The organism is Sulfuricurvum sp. (assembly GCF_028713855.1).
Taxonomy (GTDB): Bacteria; Campylobacterota; Campylobacteria; order Campylobacterales; family Sulfurimonadaceae; genus Sulfuricurvum.
Map to the genome: position 1 here is coordinate 1 of NZ_JAQTNN010000020.1, position 25,262 is coordinate 25,262.

At 41.4% G+C, this 25,262-nt stretch carries 27 protein-coding genes and 1 pseudogene; 18 read left to right on the forward strand and 10 right to left on the reverse strand.

Annotated elements, in window-relative coordinates:
• From PHI47_RS13765 to PHI47_RS13805, 9 genes and pseudogenes are all read left to right on the forward strand, one after another.
• Positions 1 to 662: pseudogene (locus PHI47_RS13765) on the forward strand (hypothetical protein); the annotation flags it as partial.
• A 12-nt stretch (positions 663 to 674) separates the two neighbouring features.
• A complete protein-coding gene (locus tag PHI47_RS13770) occupies positions 675 to 2,285 on the forward strand; it encodes a DUF2235 domain-containing protein (RefSeq protein ID WP_299938602.1) in 1,611 nt (536 codons plus the stop codon).
• The gene (locus tag PHI47_RS13775; protein ID WP_299938605.1) at positions 2,272 to 3,471 is read left to right on the forward strand and encodes a DUF2931 family protein; all 1,200 of its coding nucleotides are present in this window, start codon (positions 2,272 to 2,274) and stop codon (positions 3,469 to 3,471) included. The genes PHI47_RS13770 and PHI47_RS13775 overlap by 14 nt, the downstream gene beginning before the upstream one ends.
• Positions 3,472 to 3,579: 108 nt before the next feature.
• Entirely contained in the window at positions 3,580 to 4,533 is a 954-nt protein-coding gene (locus PHI47_RS13780; protein ID WP_299938607.1) for a leucine-rich repeat domain-containing protein, read from the forward strand.
• Between the two features lie 71 nt (positions 4,534 to 4,604).
• Positions 4,605 to 5,540, forward strand: a complete 936-nt coding sequence (locus tag PHI47_RS13785; protein ID WP_299938609.1) for a leucine-rich repeat domain-containing protein — start codon at positions 4,605 to 4,607, stop codon at positions 5,538 to 5,540.
• Positions 5,513 to 6,766, forward strand: a complete 1,254-nt coding sequence (locus tag PHI47_RS13790) for a DUF2235 domain-containing protein (protein WP_299938611.1) — start codon at positions 5,513 to 5,515, stop codon at positions 6,764 to 6,766. The genes PHI47_RS13785 and PHI47_RS13790 overlap by 28 nt, the downstream gene beginning before the upstream one ends.
• The gene (locus PHI47_RS13795) at positions 6,753 to 7,889 is read left to right on the forward strand and encodes a DUF2931 family protein (protein ID WP_299938614.1); all 1,137 of its coding nucleotides are present in this window, start codon (positions 6,753 to 6,755) and stop codon (positions 7,887 to 7,889) included. The genes PHI47_RS13790 and PHI47_RS13795 overlap by 14 nt, the downstream gene beginning before the upstream one ends.
• Before the next feature lie 40 nt (positions 7,890 to 7,929).
• The gene (locus PHI47_RS13800; RefSeq protein ID WP_299938618.1) at positions 7,930 to 9,132 is read left to right on the forward strand and encodes a DUF2931 family protein; all 1,203 of its coding nucleotides are present in this window, start codon (positions 7,930 to 7,932) and stop codon (positions 9,130 to 9,132) included.
• A 177-nt stretch (positions 9,133 to 9,309) separates the two neighbouring features.
• On the forward strand, positions 9,310 to 10,245 hold the full coding sequence (locus PHI47_RS13805; RefSeq protein ID WP_299938621.1) for a leucine-rich repeat domain-containing protein: 936 nt from the start codon (positions 9,310 to 9,312) through the stop codon (positions 10,243 to 10,245).
• A 29-nt stretch (positions 10,246 to 10,274) separates the two neighbouring features.
• Here PHI47_RS13805 and PHI47_RS13810 read toward each other — a convergent pair whose 3' ends face one another.
• Complete coding sequence (locus PHI47_RS13810; protein WP_299938623.1) at positions 10,275 to 11,270, reverse strand: chemotaxis protein; 996 nt, start codon at positions 11,268 to 11,270, stop codon at positions 10,275 to 10,277.
• 59 nt (positions 11,271 to 11,329) lie between these two features.
• On the opposite strand from PHI47_RS13810, the gene PHI47_RS13815 reads away from it, so the two are divergent.
• From PHI47_RS13815 to thiS, 5 genes are all read left to right on the forward strand, one after another.
• Positions 11,330 to 13,081 carry a molybdopterin-dependent oxidoreductase gene (locus PHI47_RS13815; RefSeq protein WP_299938626.1) on the forward strand — a complete coding sequence of 584 codons (1,752 nt, stop codon included), beginning with the start codon at positions 11,330 to 11,332 and terminating at the stop codon, positions 13,079 to 13,081.
• Positions 13,074 to 14,249 carry an aspartate aminotransferase family protein gene (locus PHI47_RS13820; protein ID WP_299938629.1) on the forward strand — a complete coding sequence of 392 codons (1,176 nt, stop codon included), beginning with the start codon at positions 13,074 to 13,076 and terminating at the stop codon, positions 14,247 to 14,249. The genes PHI47_RS13815 and PHI47_RS13820 overlap by 8 nt, the downstream gene beginning before the upstream one ends.
• A 92-nt stretch (positions 14,250 to 14,341) precedes the next feature.
• Positions 14,342 to 15,331, forward strand: a complete 990-nt coding sequence (locus PHI47_RS13825; protein ID WP_299938632.1) for an SAM-dependent methyltransferase — start codon at positions 14,342 to 14,344, stop codon at positions 15,329 to 15,331.
• 2 nt (positions 15,332 to 15,333) lie between these two features.
• Complete coding sequence (locus PHI47_RS13830; RefSeq protein WP_299938635.1) at positions 15,334 to 15,849, forward strand: ankyrin repeat domain-containing protein; 516 nt, start codon at positions 15,334 to 15,336, stop codon at positions 15,847 to 15,849.
• Positions 15,850 to 15,857: 8 nt separating this feature from the next.
• Positions 15,858 to 16,058 (forward strand): sulfur carrier protein ThiS, encoded by a 201-nt coding sequence (gene thiS, locus PHI47_RS13835; protein WP_299938638.1) that lies wholly within the window; start codon positions 15,858 to 15,860, stop codon positions 16,056 to 16,058.
• 1 nt (position 16,059) lies between these two features.
• On the opposite strand, the gene PHI47_RS13840 is transcribed toward thiS, so the two are convergent.
• Genes PHI47_RS13840 through fliL form a run of 3 tightly spaced genes read right to left on the reverse strand, consistent with a single transcriptional unit; the run spans position 16,060 to position 17,273 of the window.
• A complete protein-coding gene (locus PHI47_RS13840; protein WP_299938641.1) occupies positions 16,060 to 16,356 on the reverse strand; it encodes a hypothetical protein in 297 nt (98 codons plus the stop codon).
• 6 nt (positions 16,357 to 16,362) lie between these two features.
• Positions 16,363 to 16,719 carry a holo-ACP synthase gene (acpS, locus tag PHI47_RS13845; RefSeq protein WP_299938643.1) on the reverse strand — a complete coding sequence of 119 codons (357 nt, stop codon included), beginning with the start codon at positions 16,717 to 16,719 and terminating at the stop codon, positions 16,363 to 16,365.
• A complete protein-coding gene (fliL, locus tag PHI47_RS13850) occupies positions 16,716 to 17,273 on the reverse strand; it encodes a flagellar basal body-associated protein FliL (RefSeq protein WP_299938646.1) in 558 nt (185 codons plus the stop codon). The genes acpS and fliL overlap by 4 nt, the downstream gene beginning before the upstream one ends.
• 111 nt (positions 17,274 to 17,384) lie before the next feature.
• Between fliL and PHI47_RS13855 the strand changes: the two genes are divergently transcribed.
• Positions 17,385 to 18,179 (forward strand): ABC transporter permease, encoded by a 795-nt coding sequence (locus PHI47_RS13855; protein WP_299938649.1) that lies wholly within the window; start codon positions 17,385 to 17,387, stop codon positions 18,177 to 18,179.
• A gap of 3 nt (positions 18,180 to 18,182) precedes the next feature.
• Here PHI47_RS13855 and PHI47_RS13860 read toward each other — a convergent pair whose 3' ends face one another.
• From PHI47_RS13860 to PHI47_RS13880, 5 genes are read right to left on the reverse strand one after another with little or no spacing between them, the layout of a single operon-like run.
• On the reverse strand, positions 18,183 to 18,863 hold the full coding sequence (locus tag PHI47_RS13860) for a carbonic anhydrase (protein ID WP_299938652.1): 681 nt from the start codon (positions 18,861 to 18,863) through the stop codon (positions 18,183 to 18,185).
• On the reverse strand, positions 18,854 to 19,126 hold the full coding sequence (locus PHI47_RS13865) for a hypothetical protein (protein WP_299938655.1): 273 nt from the start codon (positions 19,124 to 19,126) through the stop codon (positions 18,854 to 18,856). Before PHI47_RS13865 ends, PHI47_RS13860 begins: the two co-directional genes overlap by 10 nt.
• Positions 19,127 to 19,171: 45 nt before the next feature.
• On the reverse strand, positions 19,172 to 20,524 hold the full coding sequence (gene radA, locus PHI47_RS13870) for a DNA repair protein RadA (RefSeq protein WP_299938658.1): 1,353 nt from the start codon (positions 20,522 to 20,524) through the stop codon (positions 19,172 to 19,174).
• Positions 20,524 to 21,411 carry a signal recognition particle-docking protein FtsY gene (gene ftsY, locus PHI47_RS13875; protein ID WP_299938660.1) on the reverse strand — a complete coding sequence of 296 codons (888 nt, stop codon included), beginning with the start codon at positions 21,409 to 21,411 and terminating at the stop codon, positions 20,524 to 20,526. Before ftsY ends, radA begins: the two co-directional genes overlap by 1 nt.
• A 3-nt stretch (positions 21,412 to 21,414) precedes the next feature.
• Positions 21,415 to 21,969, reverse strand: a complete 555-nt coding sequence (locus PHI47_RS13880; RefSeq protein WP_299938663.1) for a TlpA disulfide reductase family protein — start codon at positions 21,967 to 21,969, stop codon at positions 21,415 to 21,417.
• A gap of 55 nt (positions 21,970 to 22,024) precedes the next feature.
• Here PHI47_RS13880 and PHI47_RS13885 point away from each other — a divergent pair, with 55 nt between their 5' ends.
• The 3 genes from PHI47_RS13885 (at position 22,025) to PHI47_RS13895 (ending at position 24,693) form a co-directional block, all read left to right on the forward strand.
• Positions 22,025 to 22,669 (forward strand): 5-formyltetrahydrofolate cyclo-ligase, encoded by a 645-nt coding sequence (locus PHI47_RS13885; protein ID WP_299938666.1) that lies wholly within the window; start codon positions 22,025 to 22,027, stop codon positions 22,667 to 22,669.
• Positions 22,575 to 24,143, forward strand: coding sequence for a ribonuclease Y (rny, locus tag PHI47_RS13890; RefSeq protein ID WP_299938668.1), 1,569 nt, complete (start codon positions 22,575 to 22,577; stop codon positions 24,141 to 24,143). The genes PHI47_RS13885 and rny overlap by 95 nt, the downstream gene beginning before the upstream one ends.
• A gap of 100 nt (positions 24,144 to 24,243) precedes the next feature.
• On the forward strand, positions 24,244 to 24,693 hold the full coding sequence (locus PHI47_RS13895; RefSeq protein WP_299938671.1) for a CZB domain-containing protein: 450 nt from the start codon (positions 24,244 to 24,246) through the stop codon (positions 24,691 to 24,693).
• Here PHI47_RS13895 and PHI47_RS13900 read toward each other — a convergent pair.
• Positions 24,690 to 25,241, reverse strand: a complete 552-nt coding sequence (locus PHI47_RS13900; protein WP_299938673.1) for a DUF3365 domain-containing protein — start codon at positions 25,239 to 25,241, stop codon at positions 24,690 to 24,692. The genes PHI47_RS13895 and PHI47_RS13900 overlap by 4 nt on opposite strands.
• Between the last annotated feature and the right edge of the window lie 21 nt (positions 25,242 to 25,262).

A 25,262-nucleotide genomic window follows, 5' to 3' on the forward strand; every position in this document is an offset into this window, starting at 1 on the left:
GGTACAACGAAATCCTCTTCGAAGACGCTAACTCCAACGAACAACTCAACATCCGAGCCCAAAAAGATTACAGCCTCCTAGTCCTCCATGACGCAACCGAACATATCCAACATGACCGAAGTGAAACCGTAGACAATAACGAAGACGTTACTATCCACGGCTACCGCCAAGAGAGAGTCAACAAAAGTAAAATGGAAACAATAGACATAGCAAAAGCTCTAACAATCGGTGCAGGGTATCAGGTATCCGTTGGGGCTAGTAAGAATGAAACGGTGGGGATTAGTAGTACGGAAGAGGTGGGTATTCTCAAACATACTATTGTTGGGGAGAAGTATGAGATTATGGTTGGTAAAAGCCATATCACCTTTTACGCTAACGGAGAGATCATCATCGAAGGCGATGATATTGATATCTTAGGGACAGAGCATATCGAGATTATTGCGCCGAAGATTTATATCAATGGTGCAGAAAAAGGTAATGATGAAATGTATGTTATCAAAGATCAACAAGGTAAACCGATTCCAAACTTTGCTTATAAAATCACTGTCGGTAACGGTCCTGCAATTTACGGATATACCAATGAAAATGGTGAAACAGAACGGATTCACAGCGGTTCACGAACGGCTACATTAACGATTACTGCCGATGATCGTATCAAATAAAGGAGGGGTAAAATGGGAGGAGATTTAGAATTATTGTGTAAACCAAAAACACTGAGTAAAGATAAAACCAATCCAACCGATGGCTCATCTGTCGAAATTTCCCTCTCTTATTTTACTATCAATGTCTTTTTCGACGGTACATGGAACAATAAGTATAATAACAATATGTATCGTGAAGCAAAAACCTTTGACGAAAGAGCTGCTATATACAAAGACGGTGATGGTAAGACAAGCTATGCGAGAGAAGCAACAGCAGTAGAGTGGCTATTTAAAGGATATAAACCATCTGATAATAACATCGGCGTTTATATCGAAGGGACTGGAACTTTTGATAATGAGAAAGACAGCGATCTAGCCGCTGCATTGGGTTCGGGCTCGAAAAAAGGATTTGGTGCAAAATACGATCGTGCATTGTCATTAATCAATCAGGAATTAAGTCAAGACGGGCGTGCATCAAAAGTATTTGATGTGCTCAAACTAAACATTTATGGCTTTAGTCGCGGTGCTGCTTCTGCTCGATGGTTTTCAAACCGAATTCGGCGTGATGTGAAGCTTCTAGAGTTTGATAAACGTCTCCAACCTTGCCAAATACAGTTAGGCTTTATCGGTATTTTTGATACCGTTGCCTCCGTTGGATTTAACCATACCAACGACACGATAGAGTTTGAACAAAAACTGACACCCAATGCTCTCGGACCAGGTGACATGGACATTCCGCGATCGTATAAAGTGATCCATATCACCGCGAGAGATGAAGCAAGAACCTACTTCCCCGTCTATGAGATTAAAGAGAGTGCCGTTAAAAATGGATTCGGATTAGAATTTTCTCTCCCTGGATGCCATACCGATATCGGTGGTGGGCTCAATATCAAAGAGGCGAAGGTTAACGGTGTTGTTGTAACGACAGGACGTGATGAAATAGTCGATTATGTACATGAACGACATAATACGGATGATATAAGTGAGGATACTGTCTATAACAACAAAGGCGATCACCATGAAGGTAACGCCTTTCTCGATAACGCTATTTTTACGTTATTAAAACAAAAACATGCCGCAGGTGAAGTCGATGCAAAAGGGTTAGCCGATTTATTGGTAGAGTGGGGATATTATGATAGCTGGAGTGAAGAGAAAGAGTTTTCGATTCCAGATCCGGTAGCCGATAAGTTCGAAAGTAAATTAGTCTTGTTAGATAAGAGCAGTTACACGAGGACAGATCGTCTCCTCAGCGGTTATCGCCATCAAATTCAACTCGGCTTTCCACGAATCCCTTGCAATATTATGTTTGAATTTGCCACGAAGTACGGCGAAAAAAACTTCACAAAGTTTAAAGACCGTGAAGAGAGCCAAGTACCGCCTGAGTTATCGGCAGTTTATGATGAGTTTAAAAAGAAAGCATTTGATTTGGATAATGAAGCGGTTAGTGCAAAGAAAGGGATATCGGCTGATTTGTTTCTAGATGATAAAAACACAAGTCGATGGCTGTATAAACATTATCTTCATTGGTCGGGTGATGGCAAATTGCTGGATGCCCAATTGCATAAAAATGGTCAATGGGAACGTACAAAAGTCCATGCTCACAATCACTATAGGAATGAGGAAAATAATTATGAGATTACGTAATCTACTGCTTTATATGAGCATTCTTTTTGCCATTACAGGATGTAGCAATCATCAAACATTAGGAGATATTATGAGTGGAAAACCAAAAGTAACCTTTGAAACGAGTATCTCCGCCCCTAAAGGCTATCCGGTGGAGTTAGTTGACGGATATTGTGGATATTTTAATGAAAGTGGTAAACCTACGGGTGGTTTTTTTGGTTCTGCTAGTATGGGTTGGGATGAGTTCGGCTCTGTAGGCACTAGTACTGTATATGGCTTCCCAAAACGGGTACGTTTACGATGGCTTTCATTGGCAGAGAACCAATTTTATGAGCTGGATGCTGAACTGCCGATGGAAAAAATGCGTCAGCTCTATGCACAAGGATATCGAAGTCCCGTAAAAACAACACACTACATTGGTAACGGTGTTTCAGAAGACATAAGTATTGGCCAGTGGCGACCTTTTACTGGATTTACTTTTATGATGGCACCCGGTGGCAGTGTCGTTGTAAAATTAATAGGTCGAGAAGCACGGGAACTAGCCTATTTCCAAGCCAAAAAAACAGATATGCCGTGGCATGACTTTCAAAACGTTCCTAAAGAGAGAGTTGGCGATCGTAATGAATGGGTAAAAAAGATGTACGACATTACGGCTAAAGAATATCCAATCGGATACGCACAGGTTATGAACAAACAAATCCCTTATGGACTGTGGGACGATGTTTACCGTAGACGCTATCCGTGGCATGTTTCTACTACTAGCCCTTTGGCGTATCGCGAATACAATGTGGAGTATCTCAACACCGAACGCTTTATGATTTGGGGCGACCAAGTGGATCAGGATCTCCTCTTAGCAGATAGACCTGCCCCGGCTAAATTAAAAGTGTTTTTCAAAGATGCTGATGGACGCAGGTTAAGAGGATTTTTACGCTTTGATGAAGTCAGTGTCGCAAAAGCATTCGGTGAGTTTTTTAAATACTCCAAAGAGCCTGCACGTTTACAAATCGAAACGAGTGATGATCTTAAAACGGTGGAAGTTAAACTGATTAATGCCTCGCACAGTATGGTTATCCCCTACACGTTTTGGAGATTACAGCTTTTAGATGGAGATGGCTGGGATGTAGATAATTCTGATCATGCAAGGGCGCTGAGTACAACCTATCCGAAACCAGTGAGGGATGACAGTATTTTGCAAGATAAAAAATAGGGGCACCCCCTATCTCATCATAGAGTTCCATTCTCCAAGTCGAAGAGTATTGCACAAAGAAGTAGCCGAGTTCATTAATCGTCTTAGTAGCACTAAAAAGGTGGGAAAATGAAATTTATACTATCGATCATTATATTTATTGGGGCATTTACAATTGCATTAGCAGATAATTCATTTATGAAAATATGTAAAAATCCGACTTCGAGTGATCGCAAAACACTCATTGCGATTAAAAAATTTATGTATGACGGTTATGATCCTGTACGTTATAAGCAACCATTTCAACCAAGTGATTGCAGTTTAATTAATAATGCATTATCAAAAGCGGAAGATTTGGGTATAGGTGGAGAAAATGTAGAAAATATTTCGCTACTTCAATTTTTCCCAAATTTAAAAAATATTAGTCTCAGTAATAGTAATGTTAGAGATCTAACTCCACTAGCAAAAATTTCAAATTTACAAGAATTGGATATAAGTGATAATCCTGTAACTGACTTTAAGCCCTTACTGTCCTTGAAGAAATTGGAAACACTATCTATTAGGAATGATAATATAGCTGATCTCTCAATCCTGGGTCAGATTAAGTCTCTTAAATCATTAAGAATATATTCGAATGGTATTAAAGATATTACGCCATTTTCTAATCTCACAAATTTGGAAGATTTACTAATTAGCTCCCGTAGTCTTTCTAATATTTGTCTATTAAATAAGTTGACAAAATTAAAAATCCTCAATATGGGGTTGAGTGAACAAGTGAATGATATCTCATGTTTAAAAGATTTAAAACAATTAGAAGAATTGGATATTACTTATACGAAAGTGAAAAAGATCGAGGTAGTAAAAAACTATACCCATTTAGTTTCATTCAGTGGCAATAGTAGTGTAGAGGATATGAGCCCGCTTGTAGGATTACAAAAATTGGAATATGCAACTATACACAGTATGCATTTGATGGAATGCTCCCCAAGTCGTATAGAAGAGGTTAGAGCCGGAAAACACTGTACAAAAGAAGATTATGCAAACCTAAATAAACCATGGTGGAAAAAGGTACTCGGATTATGAAAATTAAATATATACTAATTGCCAGTTTAGTCATTGGGACTTTCACATGTGTATCGGCTGCCCCCTCATTTATGAAGACATGTCAAAAACCCACTCCGAGTGATCTAAAAACGTTAAAAGCACTCAAACAGGATATGTATATCGCTCTTCCTAAAAAGTACAGTATGTCTTTTAAAAAGAATGACTGCAAAAGCATGTACAAATACTTGCAGACAGCCACAGTGTTGCGTCTTAGCGGAAATCAAGCGGATAAAGTATCTTCTGTTATGGATTATCCGGATCTTCATCAGATCGATTGGATAGAGGATATTTCGCTATTGCGGCACTTTCCTAATCTCCAAAAAATCGATTTGAGTACTAATTCAATTGAGAGTTTAAAACCACTGGAAAAAATGGTTTATTTGACGGAGCTTGATATTATCAGTAACCCCGTAACCGATTTTAGCCCATTGGTAAAACTCAAAAACTTAGAGCGGCTCGAAATCAGCAACTCTGAGATCACGGATATCAAAGCGATCGGACAGATACCGTCTCTCAAAGCTTTGACGATCTATTCGGATGGGCTAAAAGATATTTCACCTTTAGGTAATTTGGCAAATATGGAAAGACTAAGGGTATCATCGGATGAAATTACGGATATCTGTGTACTGAACGCGCTTGTTAAATTAAAAGAATTGGATATAGACGGATGTTCAACAGTGAACAATATCTCTTGCTTGAAAGATTTAAAGCAATTGGAAAAACTAAACATCAACAATACAGCAGTCAAAACAATCGATGTTGTAAAAAACTATGGAAATTTAGTCGTTTTTAACGGCAATGATACGATGCAGGATATGAGCCCTCTTGTCGGATTGGAAAAATTAACAACTGTGGATACACACAGTGCGACTCTTCTCGAATGTTCTCCCCAAAATATGGATGAAATTAAAAGCAAAAAAAGCTGTGACAAAAAAAATGATGAGAATGTGAACAAATCATGGTGGAAAAAGGTATTGGGGTTATAAAGGGAGAAACATCTGCACGCTATTTTTCCAACCTTATTCGAGAGAGTTACGAAGACCCAAAAACTGGGAAAACTCGATATATGATTGATCGGTTTAAATTTAAAAATCCTTTACAACCGTGTCAGGTGCAAATCGGATTTATCGGGATATTTGACACGGTGGTATCAGTAGGACTCAAACAAGACAATGATGCCAAAGAGTGGAAACAGGAGATAACTCAGCCCAATCCTGACGGGGCTGTACCTGAACCGCCTAAAAGCTACAAAGTTATCCATATCGCCGCTTCCAATGAAGCTCGTACCTTTTTTTCACTCTATGACATCCATAGCAGTATGGAAAAAGGGTATGGTGTAGAGTTCCGTATCCCTGGGTGTCACACTGATATAGGCGGAGGATTGGGTGTCGGTGAAGAGATCATCGATGATAAAGTGGTTATATTCGGTAAAAATGAAGTAGTGAAATATGTGCATGAAAACCATGATGCCAATTATGTCAAAGAAGATACAGGAAGTAACCAGTTTAATAGCCATGGTGATCATGATGAAAGCGGATGTTGGCTATTTACCAATGTTCTTTCACGAATGTTACGACAACTCACTTCGGCATCAAACGTCGATGCAAAAAAAATGGCGGATGTATTGATCGAGGCAGGATATTATGACGAGGCAGAACTGATAACAACAAACAAAAGATTACCCGATTATAGAGCCGATATGAGCGGAAGCAAATTGTACTTGATTGATAATACACATGATATCGAAGAAGCAATAACGAGTGGAATTCCAGCTCGGAATGTGATAGATAAGACGTTATGGGGATATCGACAACAAATCAACAGCGGCTATTCGAGAATTGCGTGTAATCTTATGATGGATTTTATTAAAAAATCCAATATCAAAGATTTTTCATTATTTCCAGATAATATAGAGGCACACATTCCGGACAGTTTTTTACAAAGTGTTTATGATGAGTTTAGGCAGAAGGCGATGGCTCATGATGATGAGTGTAAAGCTGCACAAAAATGGACACCTAAAGAGTTGCAATTGGATAGCAGTGCAGATAGGCGAAAACTCTTCAAAAACTACCTCCATTGGTCTGGAGATGGCGGGGCGTTGGACGCACAAATTACTCCAAATGGGCATGGAATACGTACCAACCATTTAGCAAAAAACGAAATACCGAACACGTACAATATTTTATTAGGAGACAATAATGCCATTACGTAAACTATTACTTTCCCTCGGAATTATTTTAGCCCTATCAGGCTGTTCAACTCATCAATCATTAGGAGATATTATGCGTTTCAAAAAACCGGTAGAACTTCATACAGCGCTATCTAGTCCTGAAGGGTATCCAGTCATTATGGCACAAGGGTACAATGCTTATCGAGATAAGAATGGTAAGCTCATGGGAGGTTTCTTTTCTAACGTGACAATGCAAGGATGGGATGTTCCCAACGGTACTGCAGGAGGAGAGATGGAAGATTATCCGCATCATGTCCACCTAAGATGGCTCTCAGTAGCGGAGAATCAGTTTTATGAACTCGATGCTGATTTACCCGCAGAAAAAATACGTCAGATATATGAAGAGGGATTTCGTGCGCATGATGCTCAAACTTATGACCCTAGCACAATTAATCATGTCAAAATTGGAGATTATGAGCCTTTAAACGGTATCTGCTTTTTAATGGCTCCCGGTGGAGGAGTACAAGTTAATATGATCGGCGGAGAGGGACGAGAGATAGGCTATTACAAAGCCAAAAAAACTGATATGCCATGGCATAAATTCCATAACGTAACGGCGGATAGGATAAAGCCCGGAGATCGTGAAACATACATTGAGCATCTAACAACAGAAGAATTTATTGGTAACCCTGTGGCGTACGATCAAATCAAAAATCACAAAATCCCCTATGGTTTATGGGATGAAGTATATCGATTACGCTACCCATGGCATGTCGAGATAGTCAATCCGATAGCCCACAAACAACATTATATAGAGTATGCAAATACAGAGACATTTTTAGTCTGGGAAGATCAGATAGCACAAGATAAAGCCAAGCCGGACAGACCAGCACCTGCACATATGGGGATTTATTTTACCAACAGTTCAGGAGTACGTTTGGTGGGATTGTTGAAATTCGATGTTCTTAAAACACCGGAGCTATTTAAAGAGTTTTTTAAAGACTCTCATGGACACGCGCAATTAGAGATAAAAGTGAGTGATGATTTACAACATGTAGAAGTAAAACTTAAAGATTCCCATCGCAGTGTCATAGTACCTTATAGAATTTGGAAAGTTAAACCTGTTGCGGGAAACAGCGGTTGGGGTTTTGATACGACAGGGTAATCTATGAAGCACACAATATTCATACATGAGGAAAATAATTATGCGATTACGTAATCTACTACTCAGTATGAGCATTCTTTTAGCCCTCTCAGGGTGCAGCAATCATCAATCACTAGGAGATTTTATGAGTGGAAAACCAAAAGTAACTTTTGAGTCAGATATAGCTGCACCCAGAGGCTATCCGGTGGAGTTAGTTGACGGATATTGTGGATATTTTAATGAAAGCGGTAAACCTACGGGTGGTTTTTTTGGTTCTGCTGATATGGGTTGGGATGAGTTCGGCTCTGTAGGCACTAGTCCTACGGATGGTTTCCCAAAACGGATACGTTTACGCTGGCTCTCATTAGCAGAGAATCAGTTCTATGAGCTGGATGCTGAACTGCCGATGGAAAAGATGCGTCAGCTCTATGCACAAGGATATCGAAGTCAAAATGGGATGAGAGAAATTGTTACTGATGATTACAGAGAAGAAGCTGTAAAAATCGGTCAGTGGCAGCCTTTCACCAATTTTGTATTTATGCTAGCACCCGGCGGCGGTGTCGTTGTGAAATTACAAAGCGAAGAAGCTCGGGAATTGGCCTATTTTAAAGCCAAAAAAACAGATATGCCGTGGCATGAATTTCAAAACGTTCCTAAAGAGAGAGTTGGCGATCGTAATGAATGGGTAAAAAAGATGTACGACATTACGGCTAAAAAATATCCAATCGAATATGCACAGGTTATGAACAAACAAATACCCTACGGATTATGGGATGATGTTTACCGCAGACGCTATCCGTGGCATGTTTCTACTACTAGCCCTTTGGCGTATCGCGAATACGATGTGGAGTATCTCAACACCGAACGCTTTATGATTTGGGGCGACCAAGTGGATCAGGATCTCCTCTTAGCAGATAGACCTGCCCCGGCTAAATTAAAAGTGTTTTTCAAAGATGCTGATGGACGCAGGTTAAGAGGATTTTTACGCTTTGATGAAGTCAGTGTCGCAAAAGCATTCGGTGAGTTTTTTAAATACTCCAAAGAGCCTGCACGTTTACAAATCGAAACGAGTGATGATCTTAAAACGGTGGAAGTTAAACTGATTAATGCCTCGCACAGTATGGTTATCCCCTACACGTTTTGGAGATTACAGCTTTTAGATGGAGATGGCTGGGATGTAGATAATTCTGATCATGCAAGGGCGCTGAGTACAACCTATCCGAAACCAGTGAGGGATGACAGTATTTTGCAAGATAAAAAATAGGGGCACCCCCTATCTCATCATAGAGTTCCATTCTCCAAGTCGAAGAGTATTGCACAAAGAAGTAGCAGAATTCATCAACTGTCCCAGTAACACTAAAAAAGGAAAAAATTGAAATCTAAATTGTCTCTAGTTGTTCTCATAGGAACTTTTACATTCGTATCGGCTGCACCCACATTTATGAAAACATGTCAAAAACCCACTCCGAGTGATCTGAAAACATTAAAAGCACTCAAACAGGATATGTATATCGCTCTTCCTAAAAAGTACAGTATGGCTTTTAAAAAGAACGACTGCAAAAGTATGTACAAATACTTGCAGACAGCCACAGCGTTGGGTCTTAGCGGGAATCAGGCGGATAAAGTATCTTCTGTTATGGATTATCCTGATCTTCACCAGATCGATTGGATGGAGGATATTGCACTATTGCGATACTTTCCTAATCTTCAAAAAATTGATTTGAGTACCAATGAGATTAAGAATTTAAAACCATTGGAGAAAATGGTTCATTTGACAGAGCTTGATATTATCAGTAACCCCGTAACCGATTTTAGCCCATTGGTAAAACTCAAAAACTTAGAGCGGCTCGAAATAAGCAACTCTGAGATTACGGATATCAAAGCGATCGGACAGATACCGTCTCTCAAAGCTTTGACGATCTACTCGGATGGGCTAAAAGATATTTCACCTTTAGGGAATTTGTTAAAATTAGAAAAACTAACGGTCTCATCCGATGAGATTACAGATATATGTGCACTTAACACGCTTGTTAATTTAAAAGAATTGAACATAGACGGGTGTTCAAAAGTGAACGATATCTTCTGCTTAAAAGATTTAGCGAAATTGGAAAAGCTTAATATTAATAACACGGCAGTCAAAGCGATTAATGTTGTAAAAAACTATAAAAATTTGGCTTTTTTTAACGGTAATGATACCATGCAAGATATGAGCCCGCTTGTTGGATTATTAAAATTAGAAACAGCTGATACGAATAGCAACAACCTTTTAGAATGTTCTCCTAAAAATATTGATGAAATTAAAAGCGGGAAGAGTTGTAGTAAAAAAGATGATGAGAATGTGAACAAATCATGGTGGAAAAAGGTATTGGGGTTGTAAAAGGTGAATACGTGAAGAAAGGCTCTTCCTTATTGAGGGAGAAGCCTTCTTTCCATATCATTCATTTTTTCTACGATCAACGGTAAAATATTTTCACTTTTCGTTTTATCGATAAAACCATCCGCTCCTAAACTTGCCGCTTCTCGTTTATTATTGTCACCGGTCATAGAACTGTTCACGATAACAGGGATTGATTTGGTTTCAGGATTGGCTTTGAGGCGCTGGATAACAGTGAAACCGGACATTTCGGGCATTTCGATATCGGTAATGATCGCAGGTATCGAAGAAGGATTGGGATGTCTGGCAATGAATTCAATCATGTCTTTACCATTATTGAAAATCTGATAGCCGATATGGGCATGTTCAAAAATATGGACCAAATGGCGCTGAGCTGTTTTAGAGTCTTCTGCAATCAATACAACACCGTTTTTGAGTTTTTCAGGAATTGAAATATTGGATAATGCTTTTGCCGCTATATCGACGTTGACCATTGCTTGAGGAATAACTTCAGCCAAGAGTTTTTCATAATCCAATACAAGGCATAGGCTTCCATCATCCAGACGGGTATCATTAATCACCAGTCCGTCATCTCCCAAACGGTAAGAATCGGGAGAATGCATTTCATTCCAATTCTTTTTGATCACTCGGTACGCATACATAATCCGAATCCCGATAATGATACCGTTAAAATCACAAATGAGTAGATTGGAAGCTTTTTTCTTTGCCTCTTCAAGCTCAACCCCCAGCCATCGTGGGAGATTGAGGATAGGGATCTGCATTTCACGTAAAACAATAGTTCCTTCTAATAATGCGTGAGCACCTGGGATTTGGGTGAGATGGTGCCGTTTGGCCTCAACTACTTCACGGGTTTTAAATACATTAATAGCATAATAGGGTGATGATTCTGCAGCATCGATTTTAAAGACTAAAAGTTGTACTTCATTATTTTTTGCTAAGTTCGTTGCAGCATCAACGTGTTCCAAAAGAGACATAGTGACCTCAATACTTTTATATTTGTTTATCATATCCTATTCGGGAGATTTTTTTACTAAAAACTAAAGGGTGTGAAGGGTAAAATGCGCTAATGAACACTCATATGAATCAAATCACTGCGTGCCCGCTAGATTGTTATGACGCTTGCCGCATCGTGATCGATGAGAACGGAAAACTCAGAGGGGATAAATTGCACCCTGTTACACAGGGGTATTTGTGCCCGAATCTTAACCATTTCAAAGAACAGGATCGTCTGATTGGTGCAAAACTTCGGGGCGAAGATGTATCGATTGAGACAGCCATAAAAACTCTGATTGAGGTGTTAAAAGAGACTAAAAGTGATTCGGTTCTTTATTATCGCGGTAGTGGTAATGTCGGTCTGATGCAGCGTTCATGTGAGCATTTTTTTGCTTCTTTTAAAGCTGTCGGAACCTCCGGATCATTGTGCGACGGGGCTGGTGAAGCCGGTATCCTCCAAGGGCGGGGGAGTAATGAAATTCTCTCTCCGCAGATGATTTCCGAAAGTGAAGTGGTTGTGTTTTGGGGACGGAATCCTCATACGACGCATTCTCATCTGTTACCGTTTTTAGAGGGAAAAACGATTATTGTCATCGATCCGCTTATAACGGCTTTGGCAAAAAAAGCCGATTTACATATTCAGATCAAGCCTCATTGTGATTTGCATTTAGCTTTGCTGTTAAGCCGTTTTGCGATCATCGAAGGCTTGCATGACAAAGAATTTTTAGAAGAGCATGCGAGTGAGTATAACGATTTTTACGAGCTGACACAAACAGTGAGAATCAAAGCAACCCTTGATACTATCGATGTTAGTCTCGGACAAATTGGTGCAATACTGGAACTGATACAGGGGAAGAGGACGGCGATTTTGGTCGGAGTCGGGGTTCAAAAATACCGAAACGGTGCTGATGTACTCCGTGCCATTGACGGATTTGGAGCTATCATGGGGCTTTTTGGCAAACCCGGATGCGGGGTAAGTTATGTGGGAGATTCGCTTAGAGGACTTGCATTGCCTTTTAATCGTATCGCCCATTGTGTTAGTAAGCCAACGGTTGATTTTTCGAAGTATAATTGTGTTTTCATTCAAGGTGCGAACCCATTGGCTCAGATGCCGAATTCTGAGGGTGTGAGGCGGTCGTTTGAAAATGGAGGATTTCGTGTCTATTTCGGGCTGTACGAGAATGAAACATCAAGGGCGGCTGATTTGGTGATACCGGCGAAAACCTTTTTGGAAAAAAATGATTTTCGCAGTTCGTATGGAGATTATACCCTCCAAGAGATGGCTCAGATATTAGACAGTGATATTGGGATCAGTGAATATGAACTTACGAAAAAATTGTGTGAGGCGTTTGGAATAGCGTTCGAAAGTGAAGCGTATTATCGTGATTTTTTCCGGAATCAGATTGATGAACATGAGGGTGTAGGATATCGTCCGAATACTCCTAAAATTCCTTATGCAGAGGGATTTGAAAACGGCGAATTTGAGTTTTTGGATGAGATTGATTTGGCGATCGATAAGAATGAAGATTTTCATCTGATCACGCTAAAATATCCTAAAGGGCTTAACTCGCAGTTTAAAAGAGCTGAAGGGGTTTATTTTCATCCTGAAGCGGGGTTTGAGCAGGGGGAAATAGTTCATCTTTCCTCACACGCCGGAGCAGTTGATATGGTAGTAAAATATGATGAGTCTTTAAGGCGTGATTGTCTGCTGATCTATTCAGGGACATCGAATGTAAATGTGTTAACGCCGGCTTTGCTCAGTTATGATGGGGAAAGTGCCGTGTATCAAGAATATAAAATAAAGGTGACTAAAAAAAATGACTAACAATTTTGAAAATTATGTATTACCAACTTATGGACGCCAAAACGTCAGTTTCGTATCAGGAAAAAATGCGATTTTGATCGACAGCGAGGGAAAAGAGTATATCGATTTTGCTGCAGGGATCGCCGTGTGCAGTGTAGGGCATTCGAATGATCGTCTCACCAAGGCAATATGCGATCAAGTGAGTAAAGTGATCCATGTATCGAATCTCTATTACATCGAACCGCAAGCCGAATGTGCTCGCCGTATTGTTCAGCTGAGCGGTTATGACATGAAATGTTTCTTCGGAAACAGCGGTGCCGAAGCGAATGAGGGGGCGATTAAAATTGCTCGAAAATACGGAGAGATAGAGGGACAGCCGAAACGCTATAAAATCATCACTCTTGATCATTCCTTCCACGGTCGTACGATTACGGCTCTCAAAGCGACGGGACAAGAGTCGATGCACAATTATTTCGGGCCGTTTCCGGATGGGTTTGTATATGCCAAAAATATCGATGAGATCGAATCATTGATCGATGATCATACGGTAGCGGTGCTGATCGAACTGGTACAAGGTGAAGGCGGAGTTCAGCCCCAAGATCGTGCCAAAGTACAAACGTTAGCCGCAATACTGAAAGAGCGCGACATCTTGCTTATGGTAGATGAAGTACAGACTGGGATTTACCGTACGGGTGAGTTTTTGGCATCTAATCTTTACGGGATCGAACCGGATGTGATTACATTGGCAAAAGGACTCGGCGGCGGTGTGCCTATCGGTGTTGTCATGACCTCTAAAAAAGATATTTTTGCCCCCGGCGATCACGGCTCGACCTTTGGTGGGAACTACCTCTCGACAGCAGCAGCAAATGAAGTCCTTGATATTCTTGAAGAGCTCAAAGAGAGCGGTGAGTTGGATGAGCATCTTCTTTATTTTGAAGCATCTTTAGCCAAATTTGCAACTGCTCATCCGGCGATCTTTTTAGATCATGTTGGGCTTGGGATGATGCGCGGATTGCGTGTCGTAGATGCTGACACATTGGGCAAAATTATCAATGCTGCACGTGAAGCAGGGGTAATCGTCCTCAAAGCAGGGCGTAATACACTTCGTTTTCTTCCGCCTCTTACGATTACCAAGGCTGATATCGATGAAGGGTTTGCACGTCTTGAAAAAGCGGTTGCAACTTTATAAAAATTCTGCCTCGAAGAGGCAAGCTTTAGTGCCAAAGCGGCTATCGTAGCCAAAGGGATGTATTCCTTTGGCGTTCAGAAAGGAACTTTCTATTGATTTTTAGTGTCTATATGAATGAATGGCTCTACGGAGCTGATGGATATTATGCTTCGTATCGTCCGATTGGTAAAAAAGGGGATTTTTACACGGCGGTTAGTACATCCAAATTTTTTGGAGGGACGATTGCCAACCATATAATCAAACGCCTCGATGAAGGATTTTTACGTACCGATTCGCTGATTTGTGAGATCGGTGCCCATCACGGTTATCTCTTAGCCGATATCATCGAGTTCGTCCATACGCTTAGACCCCAGTTATTACAAACCCTAAGGTTCGGGATTGTGGAGCGGTTTGAACACCTCCGCAATGCACAGACAAGTTATTTTAACGAATCGTTCGGCAATGCGGTTGTTCTGGAACATTACAGTGATTTGTCCGAACTGAGCGAGCAATCCACTTTTTTTATCGCCAATGAGATATTTGACGCATTCGGCTGTGAACTCTTTTACAAAGGGAAAATTGCACGGGTAGAGAATGATGAGATTATTTTTGATATCGACGATCCTGAAATCTCAGTTTTGGCAGAAAAGTATCAGCAAGATCGAGGTGAAATCGCATTAGGATACGAATCGTTTGCCGAGGCTATGAACCGTGCATCAAAGCGTTTTGAATTTATGACATTTGATTACGGTGAATTGAATGCACGAAGTGATTTTTCGATTCGTGTCTATCAAAATCATCAGGTATTTCCACTCTTTGATGAAGCATTGAATCTACACGAGGCCTTTGGAAAAACGGATATTACGTACGATGTCAATTTCTCTCACGTCAAAGCGGCATATGAGATACATGGGATTATTTGTGCGCAATATGCTACACAATTGGTAGCTTTGGTCGAAATGGGGATTTTGGATCTCTTAGCGATGCTCAAAGAGCATGCGGGGGATGAAATTTATACTCAAGAACTCGAAAAGGTCAAAGTGTTAATCACTCCTTCACTGATGGGAGAACGGTTTAAGATGATTCGGTTTGTCAAGGAATAGCTATGCGTAGATGGATTCTCTCCTTTTTATTCATTGGTATCGCTGCATTTGCAGGAGTACTGCATGATGCGGCGTATGAGGGTGACGCAGCAAAGATAAAAGCTCATTTGGCGTCAAAGCATAGTGTTGATGAACAAAATGCAGCAGGGCTTACTGCTTTGCATGTTGCGATTAAAATGGGAAATGTAAAAATTTCTCAACTTCTGCTTGATAACGGTGCGGATATAAATGCTCAGGATTTTCACGGAAATACGCCTCTGATTTTAGCGGTTAAAATGAGAGATATTGATCTGGTGACTTTTGTGGTGATGCACGGAGCGGATGTTAATCTTGCGAACGATGAGGGGATAACACCTTTGCATCAAGCAGCGTTCAGCGGTAACGAGGCGGTAGCGGACTTCCTTCTAAAGGCAAAGGCTGACCCCCATGTGAAAAACAACGATGGAGCGACACCGTATGATTTTGCAATTGCCAAGAAAAATTTTCAAATAGCACAACTTATTAGAATGTCGATGTAGGAGAGAGAATGCAGGTAAAAGTAAACGGTGAAATGCGTGAAATGGCAGAGGGATCGACGATGCTCGATCTTATCCGATCTTTGGGCTTGGAGGAACGGGTTATGGCCTCAGCGCTTAATATGGAGATTGTCAAGCAAGAGGCATGGAACAGTGCTGAATTAAAAGAAGGTGATACGATCGAACTGCTTGATTTTGTCGGGGGAGGGTGATTTAGTGTTCGCCCTGTGTGGATAGTAGTTTCTCATATTTTGTTTTTAGAATGAGATAGTTTCTGTGTAGTTCTTCATACTCTTTTTTATAATCTATTTCATCAACTTTTTCAGACGAATTGGAGATTAAAGGAGGCTGCTTTAGCTCAGAGAGGACAATATAGGTTACCTCTTTGCCATCCTCATCTTTTACGAGGGTAGGAAGTTCACCGTTCATTGTTTTTTTGATAACGGCGTGAATACTGAGGCGATTTTTTGCCGCGTATTTTTGGATCGAAATTAATTCGGGTGAATTCATTGTTTTTTACCTTTTTGTATGTTCCAATGCGACGACGGCAATGGCATAATCACCATCATGAGTGATTGAAACCGATGTATCAGTAATACCGAAATAATCGCGTACTTTTGGAGTTAGAGTAATATGAGGTGCCCCTTTAGGGGTTTTAGAGAGGATAATGTCATGGAAACCGCATTCGGCTCCGATACCGCATCCGAGGGCTTTAGCACAGGCCTCTTTGGCTGCCCAAAATCCTGCTGCATTCCGATTATTTTTAATAAGCGCTATTTCATTTGTAGATAAAAATTTATGCAATCCACGATCGCCGAAACGCTCTATAAAGTGTTTCATGCGATCGATTTTAATGAGATCAATACCGATCATTGCACCACGAAGTCAGTGAAATAGACATTTTTCACTTTGCCGTCTTTGAGATGTAAATTGATTTCATTGACGATCTCTCCTTTGAGCTTTTCTTTCCCTTTGACGGTAGAGATCTCTTCGAGTGATTTAGAGGAGAGAATACGAATAATAATATCTCTAAACACCGGTTTTTTCTCTTCGAGTTCTGGGCTGAGTTCTTCTCCACCCATTTCAAGATTCATCTCAACTTTGAGATAACGTCGTCCACTCTCTGATAAGAGATTAACGGTAAACGTTTCAAGTGGGAACATTAAACCGATTTCTGTAGATCCTTCTGCGCCTGCGGCTGCTTCTTGGCTTGCATGTTCGTCTGCAGGGGTAGCAGAAGCTTCTTTATGAGATGCTTCCCCACCTTTTGCGGCTGCTTCATCATTTCCCATCATTAAGAAGGCGACAACACCGCCAATAATCAGAATAAGAACCAATACTCCAATAATGATAACGAGGAGCATATTCCCCTTTTTTTTCTTTCCCTCTTCTTCTGGGGCAGTTTCTTCTTTCTCTTTTTCAGCCATCCGTAGCTCCTCGATAAATTAATCCTTTATTGTAGCGAGAAACTTATGAAATTGCCACGTTTCATAATCAAAATTTCGGTAAACTTAGTGGATGAAAAGAAGGAAATCCTTATGGTAGAAACACTTTTAGGTTATATTGGTCGTCCGTTTGTTCGATCTTTCGAAACGATTGAGCGGTTTGGACTCTTTATTTTATTTCAGTTAAAGCTCGTTAGCCTTTATCCGCATATTTTTAAACGCCCTAAAATCCTGTTCACTCAAATCGAAACGGTTGGAATGGGATGTATGGGTGTTATTAGTTTGACCGCTTTGTTTACTGGGATGGTGGAAGCGATCCAATTGTATAACGGATTCCATCAGTTCGGTGCTGAAAACTTTACGGGATATACTGTTTTTTATTCGATTACCAGAGAACTTGGACCCGTTTTTGCATCTCTCATGCTCATTTCACGCTCTATCAGTGCTATGGCAGCTGAACTCGGAACCATGCGTGTTTCGGAACAGATCGATGCGATCGATATTTTGGGTGTTAATTCCAAAGAGTATTTAATTACTCCCCGCATTGTTGCGACGGTTATCTCTTTGCCTTTACTGGTTATTTGGTTCGATTTTATTGCTGTTGGCTCGGCATATTTAATTTCGACGGGGGTATTGGGAATCAATTCTATCGCATATCAGGAGACGTTGATGCGTTTGGGAGAATTTGATGATATTATGACTGGTGTGATTAAAGCGGCGGTGTTCGGGTTTATTGTGAGTTCAATCGGGAGTTATATCGGCTTTCATACCAACGGAGGGGCGCGCGGAGTAGGACAAGCGACGATTGCAGCGGTTGTCTATTCCGCTGTTGCAATTTTTGTCACCAACTATTTTATATCTTCACTCTTTTTATACTTGGATTGGTAAAGATCAATCCCCAAGTTCACTTAGCGGACGGAACTGATAACTATCGGGATCATAGTATTCGATAGCTCCGGTCTCGATATCATAATACCATCCATGGATAAAGAGCTTGTCTTCCTCTACCATTTTTTTCACATACGGATAGCTGAGAAGATTTTCGATTTGGGTGACAATAGAAAGTTGTTCGGTAGCACGGAGCAACTCTTCACGTGGAGCATTTTCTCCTAAGGCTAGAATTGCCATAGATTTTGCTTTTTCTCCCAATGTGAGCCATTTAGCCGTATGAATCATTGATGTATCACATGACGTTTTATAGAGAGCTTCGATTGCTCCGCAGTGTGAATGGCCGCAGATAATGATTTCGGATACTTCTAAAACCAACACAGCATATTCTATCCCAGCTGCAGTCGAGTGAAAATCCTCATCCGGTTTATAGGGAGCAACAAAATTACCGACGTTGCGAACAACAAAAAGATCGCCCGGATTCGATTGAACGATCAAATCGGGAATAACGCGTGAATCAGAACATCCGATAAAAAGGGCACGAGGGTTTTGTCCCTCTTTGACGAGACTGAGTAATTGAGTTTCATGTTTTTTAAAATAGGTTTGCTGAAACGTTTCATTGCCATCAGCAAACTCTTTGAGTCGTTGGATACTTAAATCAGCAGCATTCTTGCTTAGTGGCACTCTTCAATCCCTAATTGTTTAATAATCGCTTCATACACTTTACCACCCTCACGGTCACAATCATCATGGTATTCAATCGTAATCATTCTTTTACCTTCTGTAATATCCCCGCCATAAATATTTGGTTTGATGGAACACAAAGAAGTACACTCAAGAATGGCTTTTTCGATCATTTGGTGCTCTTCTTCGGTTGAATAAGCAAGTGACAATTTAGTGTATCGCTCTTCAGATTTGTGATCGGCAACAATAGAACATACTGGCATAAAAGATCCTTGTTTTATAATTACTCTATTATACGAAAATTTAGGTTAAAACCACTCCAAAAGTTTGCTTACTTCGTCAATTTCATAACATTTAATCGCTGTTTTTTCAAGTGGTTTTTTCGGAATAAGCGCTTTGGTAATCTGTTGAGACGCCGCTTCTTTGAGGCGTTGGTCGAGCTGATATACCTCTCGGATATCCCCGACAAGAGAAACTTCGCCGATAAATACCGTCTCTTTGGAGATGGCACGGTTACGGAAACTGCTGATAATGGCCGCTAAAATCGCCAAATCGGCAGAGGTTTCGGTGATTTTGATCCCTCCGGTGATGTTAATGAAAACATCGTAGCTGTTGAGGGGAATTTCGAGCTTACGTTCTAACAATGCAAGGAGCATATTGAGTCGATTATTCTCGAACCCCGTCGCTTGACGTTTCGGATTAGGCGCGTGGGTATCACTGACGAGAGCCTGAACTTCGAGGACGATGGGGCGAGTTCCCTCCATAATAACGGTGAGGGCAGAACCGCTTTGTGATTTGGTGCGGTTAAAGAAGCGTGATGAGAGATCTTTTGCAGATACGAGACCGTCATGACGCATTTCGAAGACTCCGATTTCGCTTGTAGGCCCGAAACGGTTTTTGAAGCCGCGCAGGATGCGAAGCTCATGGCCGCTGTCACCTTCGAAATAGAGGACGACATCTACCATGTGTTCCAGAACGCGAGGTCCTGCGATAGAACCTTCTTTGGTAATATGCCCGATAATAAAAATCGCAATACGGCGCTCTTTGGCAATCCGCATCAGATCAAAGGTGATTTGGCGTACCTGTGTCACCGACCCCGGAGCGGAAGCGATGGTTTCGGAGTAGAGGGTTTGGATTGAGTCGATGATGATACATTCATATGCTCGCTCGTGCAATTCTCCGAGTACCTGCTCTAACCGTATCTCTGCGAGGAGATAGAGATTATCAACATTGGCTCCCAGACGGTTGGCCCGGAGTTTGATCTGCCCTTCGCTCTCTTCGCCGCTGACATAGAGGACATTTCGGTTTTGCTTCGCGAGGTTTGAACCGATTTTGAGTAACAGGGTCGATTTTCCCACGCCGGGACTACCACCGATAAGAACGAGAGAACCGGGAACGATACCGCCGCCGAGAACCATATCGAGTTCGGCATCGTCACTGGTATAGCGTTCCGTATGTTCCTCAACGATTTGGGTGATCTCTTTGGCTTTGGTTCCGGCAGAAGGAGAAGAGGTCGAGGTGAGTTTAATCACCTCTTGCTGTTGTTCGCTCAATTCAACAAAACAATCCCATCCGCCACAGTTGGTACATTTCCCCATCCACTTGGGTGTAGTGAATCCGCAGTGCTGACACTCGAAGAGGACGTTTTTTTTCTTGGCCATTATTTATTCAATTCTTCACCGAAAATTGCATCCAAAATTCCATCTACAAATTCATATTTATTAAACGCAACGAGGTGCTCCGGCTGTTCACCGACACCGATATAAAGGATTGGAAGTTGAAGAGCGTAGGCGATAGAGAAGACCGATCCCCCTTTTGCCGTGCCGTCAAGTTTCGTGATAATGATTCCATCTACACCGACCATCTCATTAAATGCTTTGGCTTGTGCTATGGCTGAACTTCCCTGTGTGCCGTCAAGGATAAGGATTTTACGGTGAGGAGCCCCCGTATGGGCTTTGTCACAGATGCGGACAATTTTTTTAAGCTCATTCCCTAGATTGGTTTGAGTGTGAAGCCGTCCTGCAGTATCGATGATGACCTGCTCAAATCCGCGTGCTTTAGCTGATTCGATTGTATCGTAGGCTACAGCGCTGGGATCATGTCCCTGACGCGACGAGATAATCGGAACATCCAGTTTGTCGGCCCATCTCGTGAGTTGTTCGATCGCGGCGGCACGGAATGTATCGCCTGCTCCAAGGATTACCCGTTCGCCGTTGTTAAGATGGTGTTGCGCTAGTTTTGCGATTGTTGTCGTTTTTCCGGCACCGTTGACACCGATGATGAGACTTACCGTCGGTTTATTGGGATTATCGGGAAGGGTATTCTGTGCAAAACTGAGTGTTGCAAGCAGCTTGGATCGTAGCTGATCTCGGGTAATGTTATCCTGATAGAGCTCACGCAGGATGATTTCGACAAGATCGTATTCGACATCGGCTTCAAGGAGAATGCTCTCAAGATCGTCTTTGGAAATCTTTGCTTTTTTTTCAGGTGCGATGGCAGCAATGGCCTCAATGGTTTTTTGGAGACCTTTTTTGATAAATCCAAACATTTATTATTTTCCTAATGCTTGAGCGATATCATGATCGATAATCTCTTCTTGGGTTGCTCCGGAATAGTGGGTGACATATTCACCGTTTTTATACAAAACCATTAGGGGAATCGGGAATTGTTGACCCACACCGATAGTTGCCGCAATAGCCCGCGCAAGGGTTTGATTATCGGCTTTATTGGCAATCAGGTAATTTCCCCCTCCAAATTTTTCACGGAACGCATCGAGTTCGGCATTACTTTTATCTTCTTCGATGGTAACACCCATAACGATCAGATCATCAGCGTATTTTTTTTGTAAGTTGCCCATATGCCGTATTTCAGCTTGACATGGAGGACACCATGTCGCAAAGATATCGAATAATACGACTTTGTCTTTTCCCGCATCGAGAGTGAAGTTGGTTCCACGTTTTTCGACAGTGTAACTTTTCCCTTGAGTATCCATAAGGGAAAATTCGGACGTAGAGACCAATGCTTCTTCGGAGGATTCTTTTTTATTACACCCTTGGAATAGGAGTGTCAGTGAAAATAAAGGGATTAATAAATGAGCTAAACGCATACAAAACCTTTTTTAGAGTAAAATAATGAAGATTATAACGAAGCAAAGGTAAAAAGTGACCAAAAGCGATTTTAGAGCTTATTGTCTCGATCAGATCAAAAATGCGAATGTAAGTACTAAAAACTATCGGGATGAAAGAGTACGAATGTCACTTGCGAAAGTGCTGAAAAAGTTGGGGGCAAAGCGGATTTTAGCTTTTTGGCCGATGGGTTTTGAAGCAGATATTCGTAAAACTATTACTGCTTCTCGTATGCAAAGTGAAGTATATTTGCCATTTATGGATGGCGTCAGTTTCAAAATGGTACCATTTAGATACCCGTTGGAACGTAAGGCTTTTGGGATTTATGAGCCACGGGATTCGTATAGAAAATATAATTTAATAGATGTAGCTATTGTCCCTGTAGTAGGGGTAGACGGGTCACTGCGCCGAATAGGTTTCGGTAAAGGGATGTATGATCGATTTTTTCCTACCCTTAAATCGAAACCGTTTACGATATTTATTCAATCATGCGCGTGTCAAACGACGCAAAAAGTATGTGATGATTATGATGTGCAAGGAGACCTGCTAATTACCTCCCATGGGGTGCAAAGCATGAGGAATACTAATGTTGAACGAACTACTCGTAGGGGGCGGAGTCGCTCTCACCAGCGGGTTAGTCGGATTTTTAATTTCAAAAAAGATTACCGCCGCACATTTTGATCTTTATTTGGAACAGGCACGTGCCAAAGCCAAAGCGATCGAGAATGAAGCACAAATGATACTGGAACGTGCTTCGATCCGATCGCGTGAGATCGAAAAAGAGGCACAAAAACGGTACGACGAAACGTATGAACAAGTAAAAAAAGATTTGTCGATGCGTGAAGAGAAAGTTCAACACAGTGAACGCGAATATGAGTATCTTCGACATTCTGAAGAGGAAAAACTCGCGTCAGAACGTTCTTTAATTGAAAATCGGCGACTTAATGTAGAGCGTAATGAACGTGCTTTAGAGAAATTAAAAGAAGACTACCACCAAAAAAGTGAACAGATGAAGGTGATTGTTGAGCAGCGTGCGCTCCTTTCGGCGCATGAAGCAAAAGCAATTTTATTAGATCAGGTGCGTGAAGAATCGCGTCTGGAATTGGCACGCAAAACACGTGAACTTGAGGAAGAGTCCAAAGAACAGCTAAAACGCAAAGCCAATTATATTTTGGCGCAGGCAACGTCGCGATTTGCCGGAGAGTATGCGGCTGAGCGGTTAATCAGTGTTATTCATCTGGACGATGATGAGCTCAAAGGGCGGATTATCGGAAAAGAGGGGCGTAATATCAAAACCCTGGAGATGGTCAGTGGAGTTGATATCATTATTGATGAGACGCCCAATGCCATCATTGTCAGCTCGTTTAACCTTTATCGACGAGCAATTGCGGTAAAAACGATTGAGTTGTTGATTCAAGACGGTCGCATTCAGCCTGCTCGAATTGAAGAGGTATACCAAAAGGTATGCGATGAATTCGATGAGGCGATGCAGCGTGAAGGGGAAGATATTGTCTTTGAAATGGGGCTTCAGGGGATTCATCCGGAATTGATAAAACTGATTGGCAGACTTAAATACCGCTCCAGTTACGGACAAAATGCCCTTGCGCATACACTGGAAGTGGCTCATTTGGCCGGTATTATGGCAGCCGAGATGGGGGGAGATGTGAAACTCGCTCGACGTGCAGGATTGTTGCATGATATCGGCAAGACGCTCACTCAGGAAAGCGGCGGAAATCATGTTGATATCGGAGTAGAGTTATGCCGCCGATACAACGAAGATCCGGTTGTAATTAATGCGATTTACGCCCATCACGGACATGAAGATATTAAAAGTATCGAGTGTGCGGCTGTGTGTGCTGCTGATACCCTCTCCGCCGCCCGTCCGGGAGCACGGCGTGAAGTATTGGAAAGCTTTTTACGCCGTGTGAGTGAAATCGAAGAGATCGCGACACAAAAAGCGGGGGTGAAACAAGCATATGCTATCAATGCGGGGCGCGAAGTACGGGTAATTGTAAGCGCACAAAGCGTTAATGATGATGAAACGGTATTGATCGCCCGTGAGATCGCTGATGAAATTTCGCAAAAAGTACAGTTTCCAGGTGAAATAAAAGTAAGTGTTATTCGTGAAAGTCGTATTGTAGAATACGCACGATAATCGCGCTTTAAATAGTAATTTCATAAATAAATGTTATAGTGTTGTGATAATGATATGCTATGATTGTTTAATTAGATTATAAATTCAATGGAGAATAACCGTGAATAAAGAAGAGACACTTACTCATTTACGAAATGCGAAAAAAGCACATATTACATGGGTTCATCGAGCTCATGCCCTAATCGAAGGGCTTCCTGTTGAAAAAGAGCAGGTTCCGGTGAGTTGTACCGATTGTAAATTCGGACAATGGTTCTATGGCGAAGGACAAAGATTAAACATGATGCCGAGCATGGATTGTCTAAAAGAGATCGAGACGCTCCATTTTGAATTGCACGATATCTATATGAAGATTTTTAAAATTTATTTCGGAGAAGAAGATCGATCTTTTTTCTCTAAAATCTTTGGGACCCGAAAAAAAGTATCCTCATTCAACCATGATGTCGCAAAAGATTATTACATGCAGCTCAAATTGATTTCCGAGAAACTAATTACAACGATTGAACGATTGGAGCGAAGACTTTTCGCTCTCCAGGATAGTAATTTCGTTTAAAAAGAGACACTAACCATTCCCCGTAAATCTCCCATTTTATAACCGGTTGCTTTGTCGTCGGGATAACTCTCTTGGAGAGCTTTCCCCAGCGGTGAATCTTCGGTTACATCCCCATGACATTTCAAGCATGTTTCGTTATTAATTAAAATCGGTTTGTAGTATGCACTTTGACCAGTGGAAAGTTTTACAAGTTTGTAGGCAGGAAGAGTTTCTCCACTATTAAGCATAGCTTGCCATTGGCTTAAAACAGCTTGTTCTTCTGATGAAGCGGTATTGACCGGATTACGATTTTTAGTACTGACTCGTTTGATAGAGGTTCCTGATTCTTTAGCGAGCTGATCGGTTAAATTCAGAGCATTTTGGGAACAAAAGTGAAGTGCTGCAATGGGGCCACCTGAAAGCATCTGTATTTTGAGCTCACCTCCCAGTTTTTGCACTAGTGCCGTAGAAACTTCCGTCCCTTTTTGAACCATTTGTTCTGGTGTTAGAGGTTCAGCCATGAGTAATGATGAGATAAACAAGAGTGAGCACGACGATCTAAGGTTCATTTTTATATCCTTATATTATAG

Coding starts and splice junctions, on each gene's coding strand:
- PHI47_RS13770 (WP_299938602.1), top strand. CDS start 675: ATGGGAGGAGATTTAGAATTATTGTGTAAACCAAAAACACTGAGTAAA.
- PHI47_RS13775 (WP_299938605.1), top strand. CDS start 2,272: ATGAGATTACGTAATCTACTGCTTTATATGAGCATTCTTTTTGCCATT.
- PHI47_RS13780 (WP_299938607.1), top strand. CDS start 3,580: ATGAAATTTATACTATCGATCATTATATTTATTGGGGCATTTACAATT.
- PHI47_RS13785 (WP_299938609.1), top strand. CDS start 4,605: ATGAAGACATGTCAAAAACCCACTCCGAGTGATCTAAAAACGTTAAAA.
- PHI47_RS13790 (WP_299938611.1), top strand. CDS start 5,513: ATGGTGGAAAAAGGTATTGGGGTTATAAAGGGAGAAACATCTGCACGC.
- PHI47_RS13795 (WP_299938614.1), top strand. CDS start 6,753: ATGCCATTACGTAAACTATTACTTTCCCTCGGAATTATTTTAGCCCTA.
- PHI47_RS13800 (WP_299938618.1), top strand. CDS start 7,930: ATGCGATTACGTAATCTACTACTCAGTATGAGCATTCTTTTAGCCCTC.
- PHI47_RS13805 (WP_299938621.1), top strand. CDS start 9,310: ATGAAAACATGTCAAAAACCCACTCCGAGTGATCTGAAAACATTAAAA.
- PHI47_RS13810 (WP_299938623.1), bottom strand. CDS start 11,270: ATGATAAACAAATATAAAAGTATTGAGGTCACTATGTCTCTTTTGGAA.
- PHI47_RS13815 (WP_299938626.1), top strand. CDS start 11,330: ATGAACACTCATATGAATCAAATCACTGCGTGCCCGCTAGATTGTTAT.
- PHI47_RS13820 (WP_299938629.1), top strand. CDS start 13,074: ATGACTAACAATTTTGAAAATTATGTATTACCAACTTATGGACGCCAA.
- PHI47_RS13830 (WP_299938635.1), top strand. CDS start 15,334: ATGCGTAGATGGATTCTCTCCTTTTTATTCATTGGTATCGCTGCATTT.
- thiS (WP_299938638.1), top strand. CDS start 15,858: ATGCAGGTAAAAGTAAACGGTGAAATGCGTGAAATGGCAGAGGGATCG.
- PHI47_RS13840 (WP_299938641.1), bottom strand. CDS start 16,356: ATGAATTCACCCGAATTAATTTCGATCCAAAAATACGCGGCAAAAAAT.
- acpS (WP_299938643.1), bottom strand. CDS start 16,719: ATGATCGGTATTGATCTCATTAAAATCGATCGCATGAAACACTTTATA.
- fliL (WP_299938646.1), bottom strand. CDS start 17,273: ATGGCTGAAAAAGAGAAAGAAGAAACTGCCCCAGAAGAAGAGGGAAAG.
- PHI47_RS13855 (WP_299938649.1), top strand. CDS start 17,385: ATGGTAGAAACACTTTTAGGTTATATTGGTCGTCCGTTTGTTCGATCT.
- PHI47_RS13865 (WP_299938655.1), bottom strand. CDS start 19,126: ATGCCAGTATGTTCTATTGTTGCCGATCACAAATCTGAAGAGCGATAC.
- radA (WP_299938658.1), bottom strand. CDS start 20,524: ATGGCCAAGAAAAAAAACGTCCTCTTCGAGTGTCAGCACTGCGGATTC.
- ftsY (WP_299938660.1), bottom strand. CDS start 21,411: ATGTTTGGATTTATCAAAAAAGGTCTCCAAAAAACCATTGAGGCCATT.
- PHI47_RS13880 (WP_299938663.1), bottom strand. CDS start 21,969: ATGCGTTTAGCTCATTTATTAATCCCTTTATTTTCACTGACACTCCTA.
- rny (WP_299938668.1), top strand. CDS start 22,575: ATGTTGAACGAACTACTCGTAGGGGGCGGAGTCGCTCTCACCAGCGGG.
- PHI47_RS13900 (WP_299938673.1), bottom strand. CDS start 25,241: ATGAACCTTAGATCGTCGTGCTCACTCTTGTTTATCTCATCATTACTC.